Origin of the sequence: Tianweitania sp. (assembly GCF_032053605.1) — a bacterium.
GTDB lineage: Bacteria > Pseudomonadota > Alphaproteobacteria > Rhizobiales > Rhizobiaceae > Tianweitania.
Window position 1 is genome coordinate 1 of sequence record NZ_DAMBUH010000058.1, and the last position, 21,722, is coordinate 21,722.

The 21,722-nt window shown below is 62.5% G+C and carries 22 protein-coding genes and 1 pseudogene; 21 read left to right on the forward strand and 2 right to left on the reverse strand.

The features are described from left to right. The 10 genes and pseudogenes from RTX98_RS13290 to RTX98_RS13335 form a co-directional block, all read left to right on the forward strand. A pseudogene (locus RTX98_RS13290) lies at nucleotides 1-852 on the forward strand (hydantoinase/oxoprolinase family protein); the annotation flags it as partial. 67 nt (nucleotides 853-919) lie between these two features. Next, entirely contained in the window at nucleotides 920-3,091 is a 2,172-nt protein-coding gene (locus RTX98_RS13295) for a malate synthase G (protein WP_312797145.1), read from the forward strand. A 17-nt stretch (nucleotides 3,092-3,108) separates the two neighbouring features. Then, nucleotides 3,109-3,540, forward strand: coding sequence for a heme-binding protein (locus tag RTX98_RS13300; RefSeq protein ID WP_312797146.1), 432 nt, complete (start codon nucleotides 3,109-3,111; stop codon nucleotides 3,538-3,540). An 11-nt stretch (nucleotides 3,541-3,551) separates the two neighbouring features. Continuing rightward, complete coding sequence (gene tsaB, locus RTX98_RS13305) at nucleotides 3,552-4,220, forward strand: tRNA (adenosine(37)-N6)-threonylcarbamoyltransferase complex dimerization subunit type 1 TsaB (RefSeq protein ID WP_312797147.1); 669 nt, start codon at nucleotides 3,552-3,554, stop codon at nucleotides 4,218-4,220. 3 nt (nucleotides 4,221-4,223) lie between these two features. After that, the gene (rimI, locus tag RTX98_RS13310; protein WP_312797148.1) at nucleotides 4,224-4,724 is read left to right on the forward strand and encodes a ribosomal protein S18-alanine N-acetyltransferase; all 501 of its coding nucleotides are present in this window, start codon (nucleotides 4,224-4,226) and stop codon (nucleotides 4,722-4,724) included. Next, complete coding sequence (locus RTX98_RS13315; RefSeq protein ID WP_312797149.1) at nucleotides 4,721-5,527, forward strand: lysophospholipid acyltransferase family protein; 807 nt, start codon at nucleotides 4,721-4,723, stop codon at nucleotides 5,525-5,527. Before rimI ends, RTX98_RS13315 begins: the two co-directional genes overlap by 4 nt. A gap of 33 nt (nucleotides 5,528-5,560) precedes the next feature. Beyond that, a complete protein-coding gene (gene miaB, locus RTX98_RS13320; RefSeq protein WP_312797151.1) occupies nucleotides 5,561-6,949 on the forward strand; it encodes a tRNA (N6-isopentenyl adenosine(37)-C2)-methylthiotransferase MiaB in 1,389 nt (462 codons plus the stop codon). A 51-nt stretch (nucleotides 6,950-7,000) separates the two neighbouring features. Further along, entirely contained in the window at nucleotides 7,001-8,029 is a 1,029-nt protein-coding gene (locus tag RTX98_RS13325; protein ID WP_189503884.1) for a PhoH family protein, read from the forward strand. Then, entirely contained in the window at nucleotides 8,026-8,505 is a 480-nt protein-coding gene (gene ybeY / locus RTX98_RS13330; protein WP_312797154.1) for an rRNA maturation RNase YbeY, read from the forward strand. The genes RTX98_RS13325 and ybeY overlap by 4 nt, the downstream gene beginning before the upstream one ends. 47 nt (nucleotides 8,506-8,552) lie before the next feature. Further along, on the forward strand, nucleotides 8,553-9,614 hold the full coding sequence (locus RTX98_RS13335; protein WP_416223126.1) for a hemolysin family protein: 1,062 nt from the start codon (nucleotides 8,553-8,555) through the stop codon (nucleotides 9,612-9,614). A gap of 24 nt (nucleotides 9,615-9,638) precedes the next feature. Here the strand turns inward: RTX98_RS13335 and RTX98_RS13340 are convergent, their stop codons facing one another. Next, nucleotides 9,639-10,367 (reverse strand): class I SAM-dependent methyltransferase, encoded by a 729-nt coding sequence (locus RTX98_RS13340; protein WP_312797158.1) that lies wholly within the window; start codon nucleotides 10,365-10,367, stop codon nucleotides 9,639-9,641. Between the two features lie 127 nt (nucleotides 10,368-10,494). On the opposite strand from RTX98_RS13340, the gene lnt reads away from it, so the two are divergent. The 7 genes from lnt (at nucleotide 10,495) to RTX98_RS13375 (ending at nucleotide 17,807) form a co-directional block, all read left to right on the forward strand. Continuing rightward, nucleotides 10,495-12,075, forward strand: coding sequence for an apolipoprotein N-acyltransferase (lnt, locus tag RTX98_RS13345; RefSeq protein WP_312797160.1), 1,581 nt, complete (start codon nucleotides 10,495-10,497; stop codon nucleotides 12,073-12,075). 108 nt (nucleotides 12,076-12,183) lie between these two features. Beyond that, on the forward strand, nucleotides 12,184-12,597 hold the full coding sequence (locus RTX98_RS13350) for a helix-turn-helix domain-containing protein (RefSeq protein ID WP_189503876.1): 414 nt from the start codon (nucleotides 12,184-12,186) through the stop codon (nucleotides 12,595-12,597). A 133-nt stretch (nucleotides 12,598-12,730) separates the two neighbouring features. After that, nucleotides 12,731-13,993 carry a methionine adenosyltransferase gene (gene metK, locus RTX98_RS13355; RefSeq protein WP_312797164.1) on the forward strand — a complete coding sequence of 421 codons (1,263 nt, stop codon included), beginning with the start codon at nucleotides 12,731-12,733 and terminating at the stop codon, nucleotides 13,991-13,993. Between the two features lie 8 nt (nucleotides 13,994-14,001). Then, the gene (locus RTX98_RS13360) at nucleotides 14,002-14,724 is read left to right on the forward strand and encodes a tRNA (guanosine(46)-N(7))-methyltransferase TrmB (protein WP_312797166.1); all 723 of its coding nucleotides are present in this window, start codon (nucleotides 14,002-14,004) and stop codon (nucleotides 14,722-14,724) included. Nucleotides 14,725-14,819: 95 nt separating this feature from the next. Further along, nucleotides 14,820-15,770 carry a tripartite tricarboxylate transporter substrate binding protein gene (locus tag RTX98_RS13365; protein ID WP_312797168.1) on the forward strand — a complete coding sequence of 317 codons (951 nt, stop codon included), beginning with the start codon at nucleotides 14,820-14,822 and terminating at the stop codon, nucleotides 15,768-15,770. Continuing rightward, nucleotides 15,767-16,255: a tripartite tricarboxylate transporter TctB family protein gene (locus RTX98_RS13370; protein WP_189503867.1), complete on the forward strand. Its 489-nt coding sequence runs from the start codon at nucleotides 15,767-15,769 to the stop codon at nucleotides 16,253-16,255. Before RTX98_RS13365 ends, RTX98_RS13370 begins: the two co-directional genes overlap by 4 nt. A 7-nt stretch (nucleotides 16,256-16,262) precedes the next feature. Then, nucleotides 16,263-17,807 carry a tripartite tricarboxylate transporter permease gene (locus RTX98_RS13375; protein WP_312797170.1) on the forward strand — a complete coding sequence of 515 codons (1,545 nt, stop codon included), beginning with the start codon at nucleotides 16,263-16,265 and terminating at the stop codon, nucleotides 17,805-17,807. A gap of 78 nt (nucleotides 17,808-17,885) precedes the next feature. On the opposite strand, the gene RTX98_RS13380 is transcribed toward RTX98_RS13375, so the two are convergent. After that, nucleotides 17,886-18,050 (reverse strand): hypothetical protein, encoded by a 165-nt coding sequence (locus RTX98_RS13380; protein ID WP_189503863.1) that lies wholly within the window; start codon nucleotides 18,048-18,050, stop codon nucleotides 17,886-17,888. Nucleotides 18,051-18,352: 302 nt separating this feature from the next. On the opposite strand from RTX98_RS13380, the gene rimP reads away from it, so the two are divergent. The 4 genes from rimP to RTX98_RS13400 form a co-directional block, all read left to right on the forward strand. Further along, entirely contained in the window at nucleotides 18,353-19,063 is a 711-nt protein-coding gene (gene rimP, locus RTX98_RS13385; RefSeq protein WP_312797176.1) for a ribosome maturation factor RimP, read from the forward strand. Nucleotides 19,064-19,111: 48 nt separating this feature from the next. After that, entirely contained in the window at nucleotides 19,112-20,704 is a 1,593-nt protein-coding gene (gene nusA / locus RTX98_RS13390; protein WP_312797173.1) for a transcription termination factor NusA, read from the forward strand. A 33-nt stretch (nucleotides 20,705-20,737) separates the two neighbouring features. After that, the gene (locus RTX98_RS13395) at nucleotides 20,738-21,391 is read left to right on the forward strand and encodes an RNA-binding protein (protein WP_189503859.1); all 654 of its coding nucleotides are present in this window, start codon (nucleotides 20,738-20,740) and stop codon (nucleotides 21,389-21,391) included. Then, a partial coding sequence (locus tag RTX98_RS13400) for a translation initiation factor IF-2 associated domain-containing protein (RefSeq protein WP_312797175.1) occupies nucleotides 21,388-21,722 on the forward strand: 335 nt, incomplete at its 3' end. The genes RTX98_RS13395 and RTX98_RS13400, both read left to right, overlap by 4 nt.

Sequence of the window (21,722 nt, forward strand, 5' to 3'; positions counted from 1 at the left end):
CTGACGGCGCCCGAAGCCAAGCTCTACGACGCTATCACCGCCATCCCCCAGCCGCTCGATCGCTTGCTCACTTCCACGCCGCAGGTCGCCACCCTGAACCGCCTGGTCGGCCGAGGCCTCGTCCACATCGCCGGCTTCACCCCCTCGGATGCCGCCCACGTGCTGCACAAGCAATCCAACTGGAACCGCGACGCCGCTGAACTCGGCGCCAAACTCTTCGCTCGCCGCAAGGATGGTCGCGGCCAGCCCATCGCGCCCGATGCCGAAACGATCTCAAGCCAAGTCCTGACCGCACTCACCCGCCGCTCCGCCGAAGTGATCCTCGAAACCGCCTTCGCCGAAGGCGGCCTCGACGGTCCCGCAACCGTCACGCATCCGCTCGTGCAGAACGCGCTGAACAAGCGCTCGGGCATTGCCGGCATGAGCCTCACCGTGGACCGCCCGGTGATCGGCCTCGGTGCCTCTGCCCCGCTGCATTACGCCGGTCTCCCGGATCTGCTCGGCCAGACCTGCGTCGTGCCGGAAGATACCGACGTCGCCAATGCGCTCGGTGCCGTGGTCGGCCAGGTGCGCGTCTCGGTGGACGTGCGTGTCAGCCAGCCGGTGGAAGGTCGTTTTCGCGCCAGCCTCGGCGAAACACAGCGCGACTTCAACGCGGAAGCACCGGCCATGGCCGCAGCCGAAGACTATGCCCGATCCGCCGCTGCGGAGAAGGCGCAACAGGCCGGTGCGCATGATCCGCAGATCGTAGTGGATTATGCCATCACGGCCGCCACGGTGGAAGATCAGCGCACCTTTATCGAGGCGATCATCACGGCAACCGCGAGCGGCCGTCCACGGGTGGCGGTTTGAGATCTAGGATGAATTGACCGTCCTTGGCGAAGATGGTCAAAGCGCAACAAACGGAGGAGTGACGCTGATGGGTGATCGTGGGGACCTGCATGGCCTGAAAGTGGATGCGAACTTCGCCGCCTTTGTTCGCGACGAAGCACTTCCCGGCACGGGCGTAGCGGAAGACGCGTTCTGGACGGGCTTTGCCGGCATCGTCGCCGATCTCGCCCCAAAGAACCGCGAACTGCTCGCCAAGCGTGACGAGCTGCAGGCTCAGATCGACCAATGGCATCGCGACAATGGTGCGCCGTCGGACATGGCTGTGTATCAGGACTTCCTGCGCGAGATCGGCTACCTCCTTCCCGAAGGCGAGGATTTCACCGTTTCCACCGAAAACGTCGATCCCGAGATTGCCAGCGTAGCCGGTCCGCAGCTCGTCGTCCCCGTCATGAACGCGCGCTATGCGCTCAATGCCGCCAATGCGCGCTGGGGTTCGCTCTATGATGCGCTTTACGGCACTGATGCGATTTCCGAGGAAGACGGCGCGGAAAAGGGCCGGGGCTACAATCCCAAGCGTGGTGAGAAGGTCATCAACTGGGCGCGCGATTTCCTTGATCGCGCTGCACCTCTCGAAGCCGTGTCCTGGAACGATGTCACCAAGCTCACGATCGCCGACGGCGTGCTGACGCTCGGGTCCGATATCCAGCCCGACAGCCTCGAAGATCCTGGCCAGTTCGTCGGTTATCTCGGCGAGCAGGGCCATCCCGAGCGCATCCTGCTCGCCAAAAACGGTCTGCATATCGAAATCCTGATCGATCCGACCACCGAGATCGGCCGTTCCGACAAGGCGGGCATTTCGGATGTCCATCTGGAATCCGCGCTGACCACGATCATGGATTGCGAGGACTCGGTCGCGGCGGTGGATGCGGAAGACAAGATCACCGTGTACCGCAACTGGCTTGGCCTCATGAAAGCGGATCTTGCGGAAGAGGTCACGAAAGGTGGCAAGACCTTCACCCGCAAGCTCAATCCTGACGAGGAGTTCATCGCACCGGATGGCGGCACGCTGCCTGTTCGCCGCCGCTCGCTGATGCTGGTGCGCAATGTCGGTCACCTCATGACCAATCCGGCGATCCTGCTCGAAGACGGTTCGGAAGTGCCGGAAGGCATCATGGATGCGGTCATGACGGCGATGATCGCGCTGCACGATGTCGGTCCGGACGGCAAACACTGGAACTCTCCGGAAGGCTCGATCTATGTCGTGAAGCCGAAGATGCACGGGCCGGAAGAAGTGGCCTTTGCCGTCGAGATCTTCACGCGTGTCGAAGATCTGCTCGGCCTCGAGCCCAACACGATCAAGATGGGCATCATGGACGAGGAGCGGCGCACCACCATCAACCTCAAGGAGTGCATCCGCGCCGCACGAGATCGCGTCGTCTTCATCAATACGGGCTTCCTCGATCGCACGGGCGACGAGATGCACACCTCGATGGAAGCGGGCCCGATGATCCGCAAGGGCGACATGAAGCAATCCGCCTGGATCCAGGCCTATGAGAACTGGAATGTCGATATCGGCCTTGCCTGCGGTCTCGCCGGCCATGCCCAGATCGGCAAGGGAATGTGGGCGATGCCCGACCTGATGGCCGCCATGCTGGAACAGAAGATCGGTCATCCCAAGGCCGGCGCGAACACTGCCTGGGTTCCGTCGCCGACGGCTGCGACGCTTCATGCCACGCATTATCATTCGGTCGATGTGCGCTCCGTGCAGCGCGATTTGAAGAAGCGCGAGCGCGCCAGACTGGAAGACATCTTGTCGGTGCCTGTGGCAGCGCGCCCGAACTGGACGCCGGAAGACATCCAGAAGGAACTCGACAACAATGCGCAGGGCATTCTTGGCTATGTCGTGCGCTGGGTGGATGCCGGCGTCGGCTGTTCCAAGGTGCCGGATATCAACGATATCGGCCTGATGGAGGACCGCGCGACCTGCCGGATTTCCTCGCAGCATATGGCGAACTGGCTGCACCACAAGGTGGTGAGCGAAGATCAGGTCACCGAGACCCTGAAGCGCATGGCCGAAGTGGTGGACCGCCAGAATGCCGGCGATCCCCTTTACCGGCCGATGGCCAAGGACTTCGACAAATCAATCGCCTTCCAAGCGGCCTGCGATCTCGTGTTCAAGGGCACCGAACAGCCGAATGGCTATACCGAGCCGGTTCTGCATCGCCGCCGGCTCGAACTGAAGGCGCAGCAGGCTGCGTGACAGACAAAGGAACACCCATGACTGAACTGACGCTGGCCCAAGCCAACACCATCATCGAGGCAGCTTTTGCGAAGGCTGCTGAGCTCACGCTGAAGCCGCTGTCGATCGCCGTGCTCGATGCCGGCGGCCACCTCAAGGCGTTCCAGAAGCAGGACGGCTCGTCCATGCTGCGCTTCGAGATCGCGTCCGGCAAAGCTTATGGCGCGCTGGCCGTCGGTGCCGGCTCGCGCTGGCTAAACACCACCGCCGGCGAGCGGCCGCATTTCGTGCAGGCGCTGTCGGCCATGTCGGGCGGCAAGATCGTACCGGTTCCGGGCGGTGTGTTGATCCGGGATGAGGCGGGCGCAATCCTGGGCGCCGTCGGCATTTCCGGCGACACCTCGGACAATGATGAAACCGCCGCCGCTGCCGGCATCGAAGCCGCTGGCTTCACCGCTGACAAGGGCTGACCGCTACGCTCATGACCCTGCTCGCGATCGACACATCCGCCAATCTCTGCGCTGCTTGCGTATGGGAGGGCGACGCTGCGCTCGCGAGCATCACTGAGGATATCGGCGCCGGCCATGCCGAACTGCTGATGGGCATGATCGACGACGTGCTGGCCCAGGCCGGCAAGACCTATGCGGACCTCACCCGCATCGGCGTCGTGATCGGCCCGGGCTCCTTCACCGGCGTGCGCGTCGGCGTCTCGACCGCACGCGGTTTGGCGCTGGCACTCAACATTCCCGCTGTCGGTGTGACCACGTTGGAAGGTCTGGCAGCGGAAGCTCATGCCTTGCATCCCAGCCGTCCCGTGCTCGCGGTCATCGATGCCCGACGCGAGCAGCTTTATTCCGCGCTTTATGGTCCGGCAGGCGCGCTCCTGGCCGAGCCGGCCGTCCTCGATGCGGACGCAACGCTTGCGCGGGTAGGGAACACAGACCTTATCCTCACCGGCTCAGGATCTGCTGCCTTAGACGCGCGCATGCCCGGTCGTACCATCGTCGCCGCAACGGCGACCGCCGCGATCGAAACCTATGCCCACCTTGCCGCTGCTAAGCCGGCAAACTCGGATAAGCCGAAGCCGCTTTATTTGCGCGGCGCGGACGCCAAGCCGCAGGCGAGCTTCGTTCTGCCCGGCCGCGACTGAACCATGAAGATCCCCTTCATGCGCCGCGATCATGCAATCCTCGATCTCGAAGCCGATGATTGTCATGCGATCGCCCGGCTGCATGAGGAAGATTTCGGCAGGCCGTGGTCAGCCGAGGAATTCGAGTCCCTTCTGACGCAAAACACGGTGTTCGGCTTTGCCGTGCGCGAAGTCGGCAACCCCAAACTCGGTCTGGTTGGCTTCGTGCTCGCCCGTCTTGCTGCGGGCGAAGGTGAAATCTTGACCATTGCGGTTGCCCGCACCCACCGCAGGCTGGGGCTTGGCCGCACGCTGATGGACGCCGTGCTTCGCAAATTGCACGGCGACCGCGCCGAAGAACTCTTCCTCGAAGTCGACGAAACAAATGTTGCCGCTACTACTCTCTACAAGCGCCTCGGCTTCAATGAGGTCGCGCGGCGTCCCGGCTATTACGAACATGAAGGCCGCAAACGCAGCGACGCCATCGTGATGCGGCGCGAACTCCGGCGAGCAAAACCCGCTTGAGCGCCAAACTCCGTTTCATCAGGACGATCGCTGCCGTGTTTCTGCTGACGCTCGTCCTCGCGCCCTACCAGGCCTTCGCGCACTGGACCGGCTGGGTCGATCCAACATCCGCACCACGCCTGTGGTATCGCATCGCCGCGCGCATCCTGCGCTTGCGCATCAAAAACTTCGGCAAGGTGGAAACCGGCCGCCCCCTGCTGATCGCCGCCAACCACATTTCGTGGACCGACGTGATTGTGCTCGGCTCCGTCTTCAAGGGCTCCTTTATCGCCAAGGGAGAAGTCGGCACCTGGCCTGTCGTCGGGCCCCTCGCGCGGCTGCAAGGCACGATCCTCGTTGACCGCCAGAACAAGCGATCCTCAGGCAATCAGGTCAGCGAACTGACCAGCAGCCTCGCCAACGGCCGCGCCACGCTGCTGTTTGCCGAAGGCACCACGTCGGACGGCACCAGCCTGCTCCCCTTCAAGACGACCTTGTTCGGCGCGGCCCGGTCGGCCATCATTGAGGCCGGTGCCGAGCAGGTCCTAATCCAGCCGGTTGCCATCGCGTATACCCGCCTCGGCGGCTTGCCGATGGGCCGCCGTTCGCGCGGGCTCGTTGCCTGGACGGGCGACGAGGATCTGCTGCCCCACCTCATGCGCCTACTCAGCCTGCCTCCCGTCACGGTCGAGCTGCATTGGGGCGAGCCGGTCGTCTTCACCGCCGCCACCGATCGCAAGCAGGCGAGCCGCGAGGTCGAAGCGCGTGTGCGCACCCTGTTTGCTGCAGCCCTTGCCGCGCCTGCGTCCTCATCGCGTGGTTGAGGCCGCTAAGGAAAACCTCTAAAAGCTGCGGCCATGAACCAGATCGCCCCGATCCCGACCCTAGACGCCGAGCGAGTCACGACCCCGAAAAAGGTGTTCGTGAAGACCTATGGCTGCCAGATGAACGTCTATGATTCCCAGCGCATGAGCGACGCGCTGGCAGCGGACGGCTATGTCGGCACGGATGTGGTCGAAGACGCCGATCTGGTGCTGCTCAACACCTGCCATATCCGCGAGCGTGCCGCCGAAAAGGTTTATTCCGAGCTCGGCCGCATCCGTGACCTCAAGGCCGAACGCCGCGCCCAAGGCCGCGACATGGTGATCGGCGTTGCCGGCTGCGTCGCGCAGGCTGAAGGGCAGGAAATCATTCGCCGTGCGCCCGCCGTCGATCTGGTGATTGGTCCGCAAACCTATCATCGCCTGCCCGAAGCGCTGAAGCGCGTGCGCAACGGCGGCAAGGTGGTGGAAACCGATTACGCGGTCGAAGACAAGTTCGAGCATCTGCCGTCGCCCACCCGCAAGGTCGTGCAGGCACGTGGCGTCGCGGCTTTCCTCACCGTGCAGGAAGGCTGCGACAAGTTCTGCACCTTCTGCGTGGTGCCTTACACCCGCGGTTCGGAAACCTCGCGCTCCGTCTCACAGATCGTGGCGGAAGCCGAGCAGCTGGCGCAGGCCGGCGTGCGCGAACTGACCCTGCTCGGCCAGAACGTCAACGCCTGGCATGGCGAAGGTTCGGATGGCCGTGATTGGGGCTTGGCACAGCTTCTGTTCCGCTTGGCGGAAATCCCCGGCATCGCCCGCCTCCGCTACACCACCAGCCATCCCCGCGACATGGATGATGCGTTGATCGCCGCCCATCGCGATCTCCGCCAGCTCATGCCCTACCTGCATCTGCCGGTGCAGTCGGGGTCGGATCGCATCCTCAAGGCCATGAACCGTCGCCACACCGCCGACGATTATCTGCGCTTGATGGATCGCATCAGGACTGCGCGGCCGGATATCGCTTTGTCCGGTGATTTCATCGTCGGCTTTCCCGGCGAAACGGAAGAAGACTTTGCCGACACGCTGAAGCTCGTGCGCGAGATCGGTTATGCGCTCGCTTTCTCGTTCAAGTATTCGCCCCGCCCTGGCACGCCGGGCGCTTCGATGACGGGTCATGTCGACGAAGCCGTGAAAAGCGAGCGGCTCGTCCGCCTGCAGGCAGCGCTTGCCGAAGAGCAGTCCAAGTTCGTCAACAGCTTGGTCGGCAGAACCATTTCTGTGCTGCTCGAGAAGCCCGGTCGCCAAGCCGGTCAGATCGTCGGCCGCTCGCCGTGGCTTCAACCGACAATTTTTGATGAAAGTGCCGGCCGAATCGGCGACATTATCGATGTCCGGGTAACGGGCACGGGCTACAACAGCCTGTTCGCCGACCCTATCTAAGCTTCAGGCCAAGACGGCATTGAGCCCAAGGCCTTGAACAAGGAGACGCGGTTGACCGCAAAGGCAGACGTCAAGACGAGCCCGGCCGGCGCTTCCGATAAGGCGCATCTCGTACTCACATTCGACAATAACCGCTTCGCGAGCGCGCTTTATGGCCAGTTCGACGAAAACCTCGCGCGCATCGAGCAGAAGCTCGGCGTGGATCTACGCTCGAAGGGCAACCAGCTTTCGATCCAGGGTGACCCCACGGCTGCCGAACAAGCGCGCCGCACGCTCGATCATCTCTATGACATGCTGCAAAAGGGCGCCCATGTCGGCCAGTCCGATGTGGATGGTGCGATCCGCATGGCGGTTGCCGCCGACGACCAGCTGAGCCTGCCCACGCTTGAAAAGAAAGGCAAGATGTCTGCCGCCCAGATTTCCACCCGCAAGCGCACCATCTACGCCCGCTCCGCCAACCAGGACGCCTATATGCGCGCGCTGGAGCGGTCAGAACTCGTTTTCGGCATCGGCCCGGCCGGTACTGGCAAGACCTATCTTGCCGTGGCGCATGCCGCGATGCTGCTTGAGCGCGGTCTGGTCGAGCGCATCATCCTGTCGCGTCCGGCCGTTGAAGCCGGCGAGCGCCTCGGCTTCCTGCCCGGCGACATGAAGGAAAAGGTCGATCCTTACCTGCGCCCGCTTTATGACGCGCTTTACGACATGATGCCGGCCGACAAGGTCGAGCGCGCGATTGCCGCCGAGGTCATCGAGATCGCCCCGCTTGCCTTCATGCGCGGCCGTACGCTCGCCCATTCCGCCGTGATCCTGGACGAAGCCCAGAATACGACGCAGATGCAGATGAAGATGTTTCTGACGCGTTTGGGCGAAAACAGCCGCATGATCGTGACCGGCGATCCCTCCCAGATCGACCTCCCGCCGCACACCAAGTCCGGTCTCGTCGAAGCCTTGCGCGTGCTGGATGGCGTGCCGAACATCGTGAAGGTGCGCTTCGAGGACAAGGACGTCGTGCGTCACCCGCTGGTGGCCGAGATCGTCCGCGCCTACGACCGCGCCGGCAGCGGCGGTCCTGCGGTTTGAGCAAGCCTGAGATTGCAGTCGGCCTCGAGATCGAGGCCGGCGAATGGGGCGATGAAGCCGCACTGCAAGCGCTTGTCGATCGCGCTATTGCGGCCACCTTCGAGCGCCTTGGCGTCACCGAGGGCGCCAGCGAGCTGTCGATCCTGTTTACCGACGACGCTTCGATCCAGGAGCTCAATCGCGAATGGCGCAACAAGGACAAGCCCACCAACGTCCTGTCTTTTCCAGCGTTCCCGGTCGAGCCCGGCGATCCCCTGCCGCCTATGCTCGGCGACATCGTCATTGCCCGGGAAACGGTGGTTCGTGAAGCGGAAGAGGAAACCAAGCCCTTCGACCACCATCTCACCCATCTCACCATCCACGGCCTTCTGCATTGTCTTGGCTTCGACCATGAAACCGAGGAACAAGCAGAGGAGATGGAAGGTTTGGAACGCGAAATACTGAGAAGTCTTGCCATTCCCGATCCCTACCGATAGGGAAAGACCCCCGCGATCAACACGGACCGGCGACAAGCCGGAGGATGATGAACGATAAAGATAGTGACGCTGCAGGTCACGAACCTTCCAGCGAATTGCCCGATCAGAAAGAAGACGGGCCGAGTAGTCACACCGAGACCCAAGGTCTCCGGCTACCATTGTTCGACCGCATGGTCGGTTTCTTCAGACCGAAGAACGGCAGCGCGACTTTGCGCGAAAACCTTGCCGACGCCTTGGCGGAAGCAAGCCCCGACGAAACGGAAGCAGCCTTCACGCCGGTTGAGCGCGCCATGCTCAACAACGTGCTCGGCCTGCGTGAAGTTCGCGTCGAGGACGTGATGATCCCGCGCGCTGATATCGACGGCGTCGATATTGCGATCACGCTCGGCGATCTCTTGCGCGCCTTCCAGGAAAGCGGCCATTCCCGCATGCCGGTTTATTCGGAGTCCCTGGATGACCCGCGCGGCATGGTCCATATCCGCGACGTGCTCAACCACATCACCCGTTCGGCGCAGGCCACCACCGTCGAACCCGGCGCTCCGACGCCGTCGAAGACCGTGGAAGCGTCCGATCTCGGCAATGTCGATCTGACCCGCACGATCGGCGACCTCGAACTCATCCGCACCGTGCTGTTCGTGCCGCCCTCTATGCAGGCTTCCGAGCTGATGGCGCGCATGCAGGCCTCGCATACACAGATGGCGCTGGTCATCGACGAATATGGCGGCACCGACGGTCTCGTGTCGCTTGAAGACATCGTCGAGATGATCGTCGGCGACATCGAAGACGAACACGACGACGAGGAAAAAACGGTCACGCAAACCGGTGACGGCGTTTTCGTGGTCAATGCGCGTGCTGATATCGAGGATGTGGCGGAAGCCATTCCGGGCTTCGAAGCCGGGGAATTCGGCGAGGATGTCGATACGCTGAGCGGCCTGATCTTCTCCGCGCTCGGCCGCGTGCCGGTACGCGGCGAAATCATCCGCGTCATGCCTGGCTTCGAAATGCAGATCCTCGAAGCCGATCCCCGCCGCGTCCGCAAGGTGCGCCTGGTGCGTGATCTCAAGCCGCATGAGAGCACCAGCCACCACGAAGTGTCGGACTCCGCGTGATTTGAACCCTAGCGAAGCCGGAGGTTAATCGTCCGGCTTCTGCCATTCCATGATGTGGAAGAAAGGCACGCGGCGCTGTCGGCTGACCCGCGCCGGATCGCCGCCGCCACTTGGTGCCGGCTCGTCGAAATGCCGAAGCTGCAGGCCGTTTTCCAGCAGAAGCTGCATATAGGTCTTCATAGGCCGATGCCAGTTGCGGATGCGGATGTCGGCCCATTCCAGCCAGACCGAACGTTCTTCCAGATAGTTTTCCAGCGCAAAGCGTTCCAGGCCCTCGCTGTCGCAAATCCAGGCGCGCGCGCCTGCAGCCGTGGCAAAGCTGTTCAAGTTGGCAATCAGCAGGGTGCCGCCCGGCTTCAGGCACGCCGTCACACACTTCAAGGCAAGGGGAAGATCGTCGATGTCGATCAGCGAAAGGTAGCTCACCGCGAGATCGAAGCTGTCCGCGGCCAGGTCTAGCCCCTCCGCTCTGCCGAGCCTGTAATCGCCGTCCGGATCCAGCTCTCGCGCTCGGGCAATCAGAGCCTCGGTAGGATCGATGCCGACGGTCCTTACACCCAGATCGCGCATAATCCGGCAAAACCTGCCTTCGCCGCACCCGACATCTAGCGCATTCCGGAAGCGTTGACGGTTCACGCGTTCGATCATCGGCGCGTCCAGAACGAAGCGCCGGCCGAAGTCGCCTTCGCTGCCTTGCGCCGCGATCCATCCAGCGGCCGAAGCATCCCAGCCGTTCGAGTCCTGCGCCGACATTGCTTCCCTCCCATCCGCATGCCAGGCGGGCTTCAATAATCGCTTTGGGCGCGATGTATAGCGGTTTGGCGCGCCAGGCGGTGCCTGTTAAAGCTTGCGCGATGATTCTCTAGCATCGGAAGCTTTTATGGACCGCCTTGGGAGCCGGATCGTCTTGGCCTGGGGCTGGCGCCGCGCCGCTTTGGCCTTTTTGGCCGGCGCACTGCTTGTGCTGGCGCAAGCGCCTTACGACTTCTTTGCCGTCGGCTTCGTGTCGTTCCCGATCCTGGTCTGGCTGCTCGATGGTGCAACCAGCGAAGCCGGCAGTGGCAGGCTGGCTCGGTTGCGGCCGTCCTTTGCAGTCGGCTGGTGGTTCGGCTTCGGCTATTTCATTGCCGGACTGTGGTGGATCGGCAATGCGCTTCTGGTGGAAGCAGACAGCTTTGCCTGGGCGCTGCCGCTTGCCGTGGTGGCGCTTCCGGCCGTGCTGGCGATCTATTACGGCTTGGCCGCAGTGCTTGCCCGGCTGTTCTGGAGCGAGTCGATCGGCCGCATCGCCATGCTGGCTTTTGCCTTTGCCTTAGCCGAATGGCTGCGCGGGCAGCTCTTCACCGGCTTTCCCTGGAACGCCATCGGCTATGCTGCCATGCCGGTGCCGACGCTGATGCAGTCGTCGGTGCTCGTTTCGATGGTGGGCATGAATGCGCTGACCGTCTTCGTGTTCGCCATGCCGGCAATCGCTCTGTCGCGTCGAGGCCGCAGCCTCGGCTTAGCCCTAGCTGCGCTTTTGATCGCCGCCCATGTCGGCTTCGGCTTGTTCCGGTTGTCGCAGGCCGATTTCGGACCCAACACGCTCGCCGTGCGCCTCGTGCAGCCGTCTATCCTGCAAAGCGAGAAATGGGATCGCGAAGCGCGCGACCGCATCTTCGGCACCTATCTCGAAATGTCGGCCGCAGCACCGGCGGAGGGTAAGTCACCGCCGTCGGTCATCATCTGGCCGGAAACCGCCGTGCCCTTTATTCTCAATGATCGCCCGGACGCCCTGTCGACGCTTGGCGATCTTCTGGCGGATGGCCAGACGCTGCTTGCCGGGGCGGTGCGCTCGGAAGCAGCACCCGGTGGCCCCACCCGCTACTACAATTCGATGACCCAGATCGGCGATGCCGGCCAGATCGTGGATGCGATCGACAAGGTGCATCTCGTGCCCTTCGGCGAGTATCTTCCGTTCTCCGGCCTGCTGTACCGCTTTGGCATCAGCAAGATCGTGGCTCTGCCGGAAGACTTTTCGTCCGCGCAAACGCGCCCCGGCATTACACTGCCCGGAGGCTTAAGCGCCGTCGCCTTCATCTGCTACGAGATCATCTTCGACGAGATTGTGCGCAAGGATGCGGTCGGCAAGGACATCCTGATCAACCTCACCAACGATGCCTGGTTCGGCGATACACCCGGACCGCGTCAGCATTTCCGGCAGGCACAGCTGCGCGCGGTCGAAACCGGTTTGCCGCTGGTTCGCGCAGCCAATAGCGGAATTTCCGGTGTTGTGGACGGTTTTGGCCGGATTATCGACGCTTATACGGTAAATGGCGTCGGAACACTTGACGTAGCGGTGCCTACGGGCAAAGGCACGATCCTGCGCTTGTGGGATCCGGTTTGGGCGGGGTGGATCGTGCTTGGCATTCTTGCCGTGGGTGGCTTCTTAGGAAATTTCAGGGCGCGAAAGCGTCATTGACTTGGTTATATTAGAAAATGATATTGCAACCGCTTCGCCGTATTTTGGTGACCACAGATTGGCCTGCCTGTGGCAGGATGATCCGTGCTGCGGGGCAGTGAGGGGATAATGACGGAAAACAAGAAGCGGCCGAATCCAGTCGACGTGCATGTCGGTTCGCGTATTCGACTCCGCCGCAATATGATCGCGATGAGCCAGGAAAAGCTTGGCGAGCAGCTCGGCATCACCTTTCAACAAATCCAGAAATACGAAAAAGGCACCAACCGCGTTGGCGCCAGCCGGCTGCAGGCGATTTCCGCCATTCTGAACGCGCCGGTCGAGTACTTCTTCCAGGATGCGCCGCGCGAAGATGGTCAGTCCCCGATGGGCCTGGAGGAAGAAGCTGCTGCGCCCTTGGTGCCGGATTTCATGAGCAGTGCGGAATCCATGCAGCTCAACCGCGCTTTCATGAAGATTTCGGACCCCAAGGTCCGCCGCAAGATCGTCGACCTCATCAAGACCCTGGCCGATGACGGCGAATGAGGCTGAAAAAGCCGTTCGCACAGCACGTCTTCTAGGAAAATAGCATCTCTTGACGCCAGACCGGGCCCTTCGGTAACACTCGCGCGCGATCTGGCCCATGGCGGCCAGATCATCTTTCCAGAGGGGACTACCCGTGGCACGCCAGAACTACCTTTTTACCAGCGAATCCGTATCCGAAGGCCATCCCGACAAGGTTTGTGACCGCATCTCCGACGAGATCGTCGATCTCGTTTACCGCGAAGCCAAGAAAGCCGGCATGAACCCGTGGGACGTGCGGGTCGCTTGCGAAACACTCGCCACCACCAACCGCGTCGTGATCGCGGGCGAAGTTCGCGTTCCGCCGACGCTGTTGAAGAAAAACGGGGACGGTGAGCCCCTGCGTGATGCCAAGGGCCATCCGGTAATCAACCCCTCCAAGTTCAAGGCCATTGCGCGCAAGGCCATCCGCGAAATCGGCTACGCGCAGGACGGTTTCAACTGGAAGACCGCAAAGATCGACGTGCTGCTGCATGCTCAGTCGGCCGACATCGCCCAGGGCGTGGACAAGGCGGCTGACGCCAACGCGGAAGGCGCGGGCGATCAGGGCATTATGTTCGGTTACGCCTGTTCCGAAACGCCGGACCTGATGCCGGCGCCGCTTTATTACAGCCACAAGATCCTGGAACTGCTCGCCGCCGGCCGTCACAAGGGCGAGGGCGATGTCGGCAAGCTTGGGCCGGATGCCAAGAGCCAGGTCACCGTGCGCTATCAGGACGGCAAGCCGAGCGAAGCCACCTCGATCGTGCTGTCCACCCAGCATCTCGATGAAAGCTGGGACTCGAAGAAGGTCCGCAGCGTCGTTGAACCCTTTATCCGCGAAGCCCTGTCCGACCTGAAGGTCGCCGAAGACTGCCGCTGGTACATCAATCCGACCGGCAAGTTCGTGATCGGCGGCCCGGATGGCGATGCCGGCCTCACCGGGCGCAAGATCATCGTGGACACCTATGGCGGTGCTGCACCCCATGGCGGCGGCGCATTTTCGGGCAAGGACACGACCAAGGTCGATCGCTCTGCCGCCTATGCCGCGCGTTATCTCGCCAAGAATGTGGTGGCGGCAAAGCTTGCGGAACGCTGCACCATCCAACTGTCCTATGCCATCGGCGTTGCCCAGCCGCTGTCTGTCTATGTCGACCTTCACGGCACCGGCAAGGTGGATGAAGCTCGGCTTGAAGACGCCCTGCGCGAGGTCATGGACCTGTCGCCCTCCGGCATTCGCCGCCATCTCGATCTCAACAAGCCGATCTATGCCAAGACCGCCGCTTACGGCCATTTCGGCCGCAAGGCCGGTCGCGACGGTTCGTTTTCGTGGGAAAGAACGGATCTCGTGAAGGCGCTGAAGCAGGCTGTTGCGGCTTGATCCCTGGCATGACCGCTGAAAACAACGAGAGCGAAGCGGAGGGTCGCCGCAGCCGCGCGACCGAGGCCTTCTATGGCCGCCGACATGGCCGGCCAGTGCGCACGCAGGCAGCGGAGGCGGTAGCTTCCCTGCTGCCCCGCCTCAAGCTCGACCTGACGCAACCCGCGCCCGCCGATCTCAAGACGCTCTTTCCCGTGCCGGTCGAGCGCGTCCGGCTGGAAATCGGCTTCGGCGGCGGCGAGCATGTGATCAGCGAGGCCGGGCGTGAGCCGCAAAGCGGCTTTATCGGCGTGGAGCCCTTTATCAACGGCATGTCGCGCTGCATGCAGACGCTGGAAAGCGAGCCCCGGCCAAACTTGCGCGTTTACGATGACGACGCGACGCAGCTGCTCGATTGGCTCCCAGCCAACAGCATTGCCGAGATCGACCTGCTGTATCCCGATCCCTGGCCGAAAAAGAAGCACTGGAAGCGGCGCTTCGTCAGCCAGGTCAATCTGGATCGCTTTGCGCGCGTTTTGCAGCCGGCTGGCACATTTCGCTTTGCCTCGGATATCGCGCATTACATCAACTGGACGCTGCTCCACATCCGCGCCCATTCCGAGTTCGAATGGGTGGTTGAGCGCGCCGACGATTGGCGTCAGCCCTATCCCGGCTGGCAATCGACCCGCTATGAAGCTAAGGCTCTGCGCGAGGGAAGAACCCCCGCATATCTGAGCTTTAGACGTATCTAACGTTGTCAACGAAAAACCAGACCCGTTGACAACCTGTCGCGCGCAAAGCTTAAGCTGCGAGCGACAAAAGACTTTGCATCCCCAGGGAGGATCCTATGCGTCACTTCATCGCCGCAGCTTTGGCTGCCGGCAGCCTGCTCGTTGCTTCGCAGGCTTTTGCTGCCGATTACAAGATCATGGCGCCTGCTGCCCCCGGCGGCGGCTGGGACCAGACGGCCCGCACCATGCAGGCCGCCTTGCAGGACGAGGAGATCTCGCCCAGCGTCCAGGTCATCAACGTTCCGGGTGCCGGCGACACGATCGGTCTTGCCCAATTCGTCAATCAGTCCAGCGGCGATGCCGATGCGCTGATCGTCGGCGGCTACGTCATGGTGGGCGCCATCCTGACCAACGGTTCGCCGGTCACGCTCGACCAGGTCACGCCAATCGCGCGTTTGACCGGTGAGTTCGAAGCGATCGTCGTGCCCGCCAACTCCGACATCAAGGACATGGCTGGCCTCGTTGCCAAGCTGAAGGAAAACCCGGGCGGCGTGTCCTGGGGCGGCGGTTCGGCTGGCGGTACGGACCACATCACGGCCGGCCTCGTTGCCAAGGCTGTCGGTGTTGATCCGACCAAGGTGAACTACATCGCGTTTTCCGGCGGTGGCGAAGCGCTCGCCGCTATCCTTGGCGGCCAGGTCACGGTCGGCATTTCCGGCTACAGCGAGTTCTCCGCGCAGATCGCCGCCGGCCAGCTTCGCCTGCTGGGCATTTCCTCGGATGAAAAGGTCGCCGGCATCGAAGGTCCGACCTTCAAGGAAGGCGGCGTCGATGTCGCCATCCAGAACTGGCGCATGGTTGCCGCTGCTCCCGGCATCAGCGACGAGCAGAAGGCCGCCATTTCGGCTGACGTCGAGAAGATGGTGAAGTCGGAAAGCTGGAAGAAGGCCGTTGCCGACAAGGGCTGGGCTGACACCTATCTCGCCGGCGACGAATTCGTTGCGCAGCTGAAGGAAGACACCGCAGCGACCGAAAGCATCCTTAAGGACATCGGCCTCGTCAAATGAGCGTCCGCGACGACACCACAACCATTCAGCGCCGCCCGGATCGGGCGGCGTTTGCCATTGCGCTGGTGCTGGCGATCGCTTCGATTGCCATTGCCTGGAGCACCTATCATGCCGGCGGCATGGCTTCCACGCAGCCGGTCGGTCCCAAAACCGTGCCTTACATCGTCGCGGCCTGCTTGTTCGGCCTGGCGCTCTGGACGGCGGCGGAAGCCTGGCGCGGCGATTTTCCCGAGCGTGAAGAACAGCAGACGGCGCCGATCCTCTGGGTCGTCGGCGGCTTGATCGTGCAGATGCTGACCATCAAGACGGTCGGCTTCTCGCTCGCGACTGCACTGATGTTCACCGCAACCGCCTACGCCTTCAATGAACGCCGCATCTGGCTGACCCTGCCGTTCGGCCTTGTTTTCTGCTTCCTCGTCTGGCTTGCCTTCGCGCGCGGTTTGCAACTGTCGCTGCCGGCCGGTCCGCTCGAGCGTTTGTTCTGAGGCTGTTATGAACACGTTCGAACTTCTCGGACAGGGCCTGCTCACCGCCCTGCAATGGAGCAACCTGCTTTACGCGCTGATCGGCGTGACGCTCGGCACGGCTGTCGGCGTTTTGCCGGGCATCGGACCCGCGCTGACAGTGGCGCTGCTTTTGCCCGTCACCTACCGCCTCGACCCCGCCGGCTCGCTGATCATGTTCGCCGGCATCTATTACGGCGGCATGTATGGCGGCTCGACGACCTCGATCCTGCTCAACACGCCGGGCGAAAGCGCCTCCATCGTCACCGCGCTGGAAGGCAACAAGATGGCCCGGCAGGGGCGTGGCGGACCCGCACTCGCCACCGCTGCAATCGGCTCCTTCATCGCCGGTCTGGTGGCGACGCTTGGTCTCGCTTTCATCGCGCCTTGGGTTGTGCAGTTCGCGCTGTCTTTCGGCCCATCCGAATATTTTGCGCTGATGCTGCTCGCCTTCATGACGGTGTCGGCTGCCTTCGGTGAGTCGACCCTGCGCGGCCTGACCGCACTCTTCATTGGTCTCGCGCTAGGCCTGATCGGCATCGACCAGCTGACCGGCCAGACCCGTCTCGCCATGGGCACGCCGAACCTGTTCGACGGTATTTCGGTGACGACCCTGGCCGTGGCTCTGTTTGCGATCGGCGAAACCATCGCCGTTGTCGCAAGCCGTACAGCCATGGACGAGAAGGTGGAGGCGATCAAAGGCTCCGTCTGGATGACCAAGGAAGACTGGAAGCGTTCGTGGAAATCCTGGCTGCGCGGCACCGCGATCGGCTTCCCGATCGGCGCCATGCCGGCAGGTGGCGCTGACGTGTCGAGCTTCCTGTCCTATTCCGCCGAGAAGCAGTTCTCCAAACATCCGGAAGAGTTCGGCAAGGGCGCGATCGAAGGCGTTGCTGGTCCTGAAGCGGCCAACAACGCATCGGCCGCCGGAACGCTCGTGCCTCTGCTGACGCTCGGCCTGCCCACCACAGCAACCGCCGCGATCATGCTGGCCGGCTTCCAGCAGTTCGGCTTGCAACCGGGCCCGCTGTTGTTCGTCAGCAATGCGACCCTGGTCTGGGGCCTGATCGCCAGCCTGCTCGTCGCCAACTTCATGCTGCTGGTCTTGAACCTGCCGCTGATCGGTCTGTGGGTGCGTTTGCTCACGATCCCGCGTCCGTGGCTTTATGCGGGCATTCTGACCTTCGCGACACTCGGCACGATCGGTGCCAGCGCCTCGACCTTCATGGTTGGACCGCTGCCGACCTCGTTCGAACTTGGACTGCTGCTTATGTTCGGCCTGCTCGGCTACATGCTGCGCCGCTTCGGTTATCCGATTGCGCCGGTGGTTGTGGGCCTGATCCTAGGACCGATGGCCGAGCGTAGTCTGCGCCAGGCGTTGCAAATCAGCCAGGGCGATCCGAGCGTTCTTGTCCATTCCTGGATCTCGATCGTGTTGATCTTGCTCGCCTTCGCGGCTGTGCTCGTGCCGATGATCCTGCGCGCACGCGGCAAGGGCCAAATGCTGGCAGCCATGGCCGGCGACGAGGACTGAGCTGAGCTACCACCACAAACAAAAAGGCCGGCGCTGATCACAGCGCCGGCCTTTTACATTCAGATGCGAAGATCGCGCTTAGAAGCGGCGGATCTTGCGGAATTCCATGGGATCGATACCGAGGCGGCGCAGGTCCTGTGGGCGAGCGCTGCGGCCATTCTCTTCAGCTGCCGCGACCGAGATCGCGCTGCCGAGCATGCCAAGCAGATCGGCGAAAGTGGAACGGGGCTGGTTCTTGGACATTTGAGGTTCGGTTCGTTTCGGTTTGTTCAGTTGCTTGTGCGATGCAACATAGATAGACCCGCACCCTCGCGGTTGCGAGATACGACTTCGCAGATCAGCCATGCACGCCTTGCACGGCGGGTTAATGCGAGTGTTAATGCCTGTTAGGGGATGTCCTGTCCTCAGGGGTTGATGAAAGCTGTTCATTCGGCTATATCGAGTTCAAATTCTTGGTCGATATGACGAAGAGTGGGTCCACCCGGTCCCGCTCTTTTTTGTTAACTGGAGACAGGATGGCCGACGAGCCCATCTCGGATAACCCAATGCTGGACAACCCGGCACTGGCCACAGCAGTGGAAGATGATCGCCTGATCCGCGAGACCGGAACGGATGCGCGCGTTGCCGCCATCGTCATCCCGATCCTGCGGCCGATGGGCTTCCGTCTTGTGCGGGTGCGTTTGTCGGGCCAGAACGGCATGACGCTGCAGATCATGGCCGAGCGCGACGACGGCACGATCACCGTGCAGGATTGCGAGGAGATTTCCCGCGCGATCTCGCCGACCCTCGATGTCGAGGATCCGATCGAGCAGGCCTATCATCTTGAAGTGTCGTCGCCGGGCATCGACCGCCCGCTGGTGCGCAAGGTGGATTTCGAGGCCGCGATCGGCCACGCCGCCAAGATCGAGACCTCCGTCATGGTCGCCGACAAGAAGCGCTTTCGCGGCAAGATCACGGCCGTGGATGCCGACAGCTTCACGCTGGAGCGCGATCTGGCGAGCTATGGTGACGAGCCGCAGGTGCGTGTTCCCTTCGACGCGCTGGCCGACGCTCGGCTGATCCTCACCGACTCGCTGATCCGCGAAGCGCTGGCCAAGGACAATCGCGAAAAGAAGGCCGCGCGTCGTGGCGATGCCGATGACGCCGCCGATGACGCCTTTGAAGGCGACGAGATCGAGTTCGAAGAAGATGGTGATGGGGACGAAGAGCCCGACACCGATACCGATGCAGACGGCAATACGAAGACCGGCAGTTAAGACTATCCAGGGCGCCAGCGAGCGCCGGGTGATCAGGAGACCGAAGACATGGCTGTAAGTGCAAACAGGCTGGAACTGCTTCAGATCGCCGATGCGGTCGCGCGCGAAAAGTCGATCGACAAGTCGATCGTGATCGCGGCGATGGCTGATGCCATTCAGAAGGCTGCGCGTGCCCGGTACGGTCAGGAAACCAACATCCGCGCCGACATCAACCCGCATACTGGCGAGATGAAGCTGCAGCGCCTGATGCAGGTTGTCGAGCAGGTCGAGGACTACGACAAGGAAGTCGCGCTGTTGACGGCGCGCGAGCGCAATCCCGATGCGCAGGTTGGTGATTACCTCGCCGAGATCCTGCCGCCGATGGAGTTCGGCCGTATCGCCGCACAGTCCGCCAAGCAGGTCATCGTGCAGAAGGTGCGCGAAGCCGAGCGTGATCGCCAGTTCGACGAATACAAGGATCGCATCGGCGAGATCGTCAATGGCACGGTCAAGCGCGTCGAATATGGTAATGTGATCGTCGATCTCGGCCGCGGTGAAGCCATCATCCGCCGCGACGAACTGATCCCGCGCGAAAACTACAAGTATGGCGACCGCGTTCGTGCCTACGTTTATGACGTGCGCCGCGAACAGCGCGGCCCGCAAATCTTCATGTCGCGCACCCATCCGCAGTTCATGGCGAAGCTGTTCACCATGGAAGTGCCGGAAATCTACGAAGGCATCATCGAGATCAAGTCGGTGGCCCGTGATCCCGGTTCGCGCGCGAAGATCGCCGTGATTTCTCGCGACTCGTCGATCGATCCGGTCGGCGCCTGCGTTGGTATGCGTGGCTCCCGCGTGCAGGCCGTTGTTGGCGAGCTGCAGGGCGAAAAGATCGACATCATCCCGTGGTCGGGCGAAGCCGCATCTTTCATCGTGAATGCGCTTCAGCCGGCGGAAGTCGCCAAGGTCGTGCTTGATGAAGATGCCGAGCGCATCGAAGTCGTGGTGCCGAACGATCAGCTGTCGCTGGCCATCGGCCGTCGCGGCCAGAACGTGCGTCTGGCCTCCCAGCTCACCGGCTGGGACATCGACATCATGACCGAGCAGGAAGAAAGCGAGCGCCGCCAGAAGGAATTCGTCGAGCGTTCGAACCTCTTCATGGACGCGCTCAACGTCGACGAGATGGTCGGCCAGGTGCTGGCGTCGGAAGGCTTCACCACGGTTGAGGAAGTGGCCTACGTCGAACAGGACGAAATCGCTTCGATCGACGGCTTCGACGAAGACACTGCAAGCGAAATCCAGGAGCGCGCCAAGGAGTTTCTCGATCGCATCGAAACCGAACAGGACGAGAAGCGCACCGCGCTCGGCGTATCGGACGAGCTGCGCCAGATCGAAGGCATCACCACTGCGATGATGGTGACGCTTGGCGAAGACGGCGTGAAGACGATCGAAGACTTTGCCGGCTACGCCGTGGACGACCTGACCGGCTGGAAAGAGCGCAAGGATGGAGAAACCAAGTTCTTCCCCGGCGTTCTGGCGTCGTTCAACATCACCCGCGGCGATGCGGAAGCCATGATCGTGGATGCCCGCCGCAAGGCTGGCTGGATCAGCGATGACGAGGTCGAGGCTTCCGAAGAGGAAGCCGAGACTGCGTCCGCCTGATCATGAGACCTGGCGGATCGGGAGCGGCTGCGCTTGAAAGATACGAACGAACGCACATGTATAGTGACGCGGCAAGCGGGCGATGCGGAGACTTTGCTTCGCTTCGTTGCCGGTCCCGACATGTCCGTTGTTCCCGATCTCAAGCGCAAGCTGCCCGGCCGCGGGTGCTGGGTTACCGCTGACCGGGTCCATATCGACCAGGCGGCGAAGAAGAACCTGTTCCGTCGTGCTTTCAAGGCTGACGTGACGGTTGCGCCGGATCTGGGCGCACTCGTGGATAGCCTGATGGCCAAGTCGGCCTTGGGCTCGCTTGGCCTTGCCCGCAAGGCAGGGCGCGTGGCGCTTGGCGCCGCAAAGGTTGACAGCGCTGTCCGCTCCGGCGAGGCGCTTCTGGTTCTGCATGCCCATGAGGCCTCGGATGACGGGGTCAGGAAGATCGCGCAAGCGCGGCGCGCAACGGTTCATCTTGGTGGCCCCTCGATCGATGCGCACAAACTCTTTTCGGAGGCCGAAATGGGTTTGGCATTGGGGGGCACAAATGTGATACATGCTGCCGTCCTCGCGGGCGACGCGGGGCAGGCGGCAGCGAAGCGCATGGTGGCGCTCGAACGATTTCGGGGCGGTTTCCCCGATAGCCCGCTAACAGGTGCGGTTGCCGAGGGCGGCGCTGCTGAGGATACGGAATGACCGATACGAAAGACGACAAGACACTGACGGTGACCCCGAAGAAGACGCTGACGCTGAAGCGCCCAGGTATCGAGCAGGGCACCGTGCGGCAGAACTTCAGCCATGGGCGCACCAAGTCGGTTGTCGTCGAGACCAAGAAGCGCAAGTTCTCTGCGCCTGGCGAGCGCGAAGCCGCGCCCGTCATTATCCCGACGCCGTCTGCGCCCAAGCCAGCCGTGACCGTTGCGCCGCCGCCAAACGTCGAGCGCACGCCGCGTCCGGCTCCAACCGTACGCCCGGCAAGCGACCGTGGCGGCGTCGTGCTGAATTCACTGTCGCGTGGCGAGATGGA

Coding starts and splice junctions, on each gene's coding strand:
- RTX98_RS13295 (WP_312797145.1), top strand. CDS start 920: ATGGGTGATCGTGGGGACCTGCATGGCCTGAAAGTGGATGCGAACTTC.
- RTX98_RS13300 (WP_312797146.1), top strand. CDS start 3,109: ATGACTGAACTGACGCTGGCCCAAGCCAACACCATCATCGAGGCAGCT.
- tsaB (WP_312797147.1), top strand. CDS start 3,552: ATGACCCTGCTCGCGATCGACACATCCGCCAATCTCTGCGCTGCTTGC.
- rimI (WP_312797148.1), top strand. CDS start 4,224: ATGAAGATCCCCTTCATGCGCCGCGATCATGCAATCCTCGATCTCGAA.
- miaB (WP_312797151.1), top strand. CDS start 5,561: ATGAACCAGATCGCCCCGATCCCGACCCTAGACGCCGAGCGAGTCACG.
- RTX98_RS13335 (WP_416223126.1), top strand. CDS start 8,553: ATGAACGATAAAGATAGTGACGCTGCAGGTCACGAACCTTCCAGCGAA.
- RTX98_RS13340 (WP_312797158.1), bottom strand. CDS start 10,367: ATGTCGGCGCAGGACTCGAACGGCTGGGATGCTTCGGCCGCTGGATGG.
- lnt (WP_312797160.1), top strand. CDS start 10,495: ATGGACCGCCTTGGGAGCCGGATCGTCTTGGCCTGGGGCTGGCGCCGC.
- RTX98_RS13350 (WP_189503876.1), top strand. CDS start 12,184: ATGACGGAAAACAAGAAGCGGCCGAATCCAGTCGACGTGCATGTCGGT.
- RTX98_RS13360 (WP_312797166.1), top strand. CDS start 14,002: ATGACCGCTGAAAACAACGAGAGCGAAGCGGAGGGTCGCCGCAGCCGC.
- RTX98_RS13365 (WP_312797168.1), top strand. CDS start 14,820: ATGCGTCACTTCATCGCCGCAGCTTTGGCTGCCGGCAGCCTGCTCGTT.
- RTX98_RS13370 (WP_189503867.1), top strand. CDS start 15,767: ATGAGCGTCCGCGACGACACCACAACCATTCAGCGCCGCCCGGATCGG.
- RTX98_RS13375 (WP_312797170.1), top strand. CDS start 16,263: ATGAACACGTTCGAACTTCTCGGACAGGGCCTGCTCACCGCCCTGCAA.
- RTX98_RS13380 (WP_189503863.1), bottom strand. CDS start 18,050: ATGTCCAAGAACCAGCCCCGTTCCACTTTCGCCGATCTGCTTGGCATG.
- rimP (WP_312797176.1), top strand. CDS start 18,353: ATGCTGGACAACCCGGCACTGGCCACAGCAGTGGAAGATGATCGCCTG.
- nusA (WP_312797173.1), top strand. CDS start 19,112: ATGGCTGTAAGTGCAAACAGGCTGGAACTGCTTCAGATCGCCGATGCG.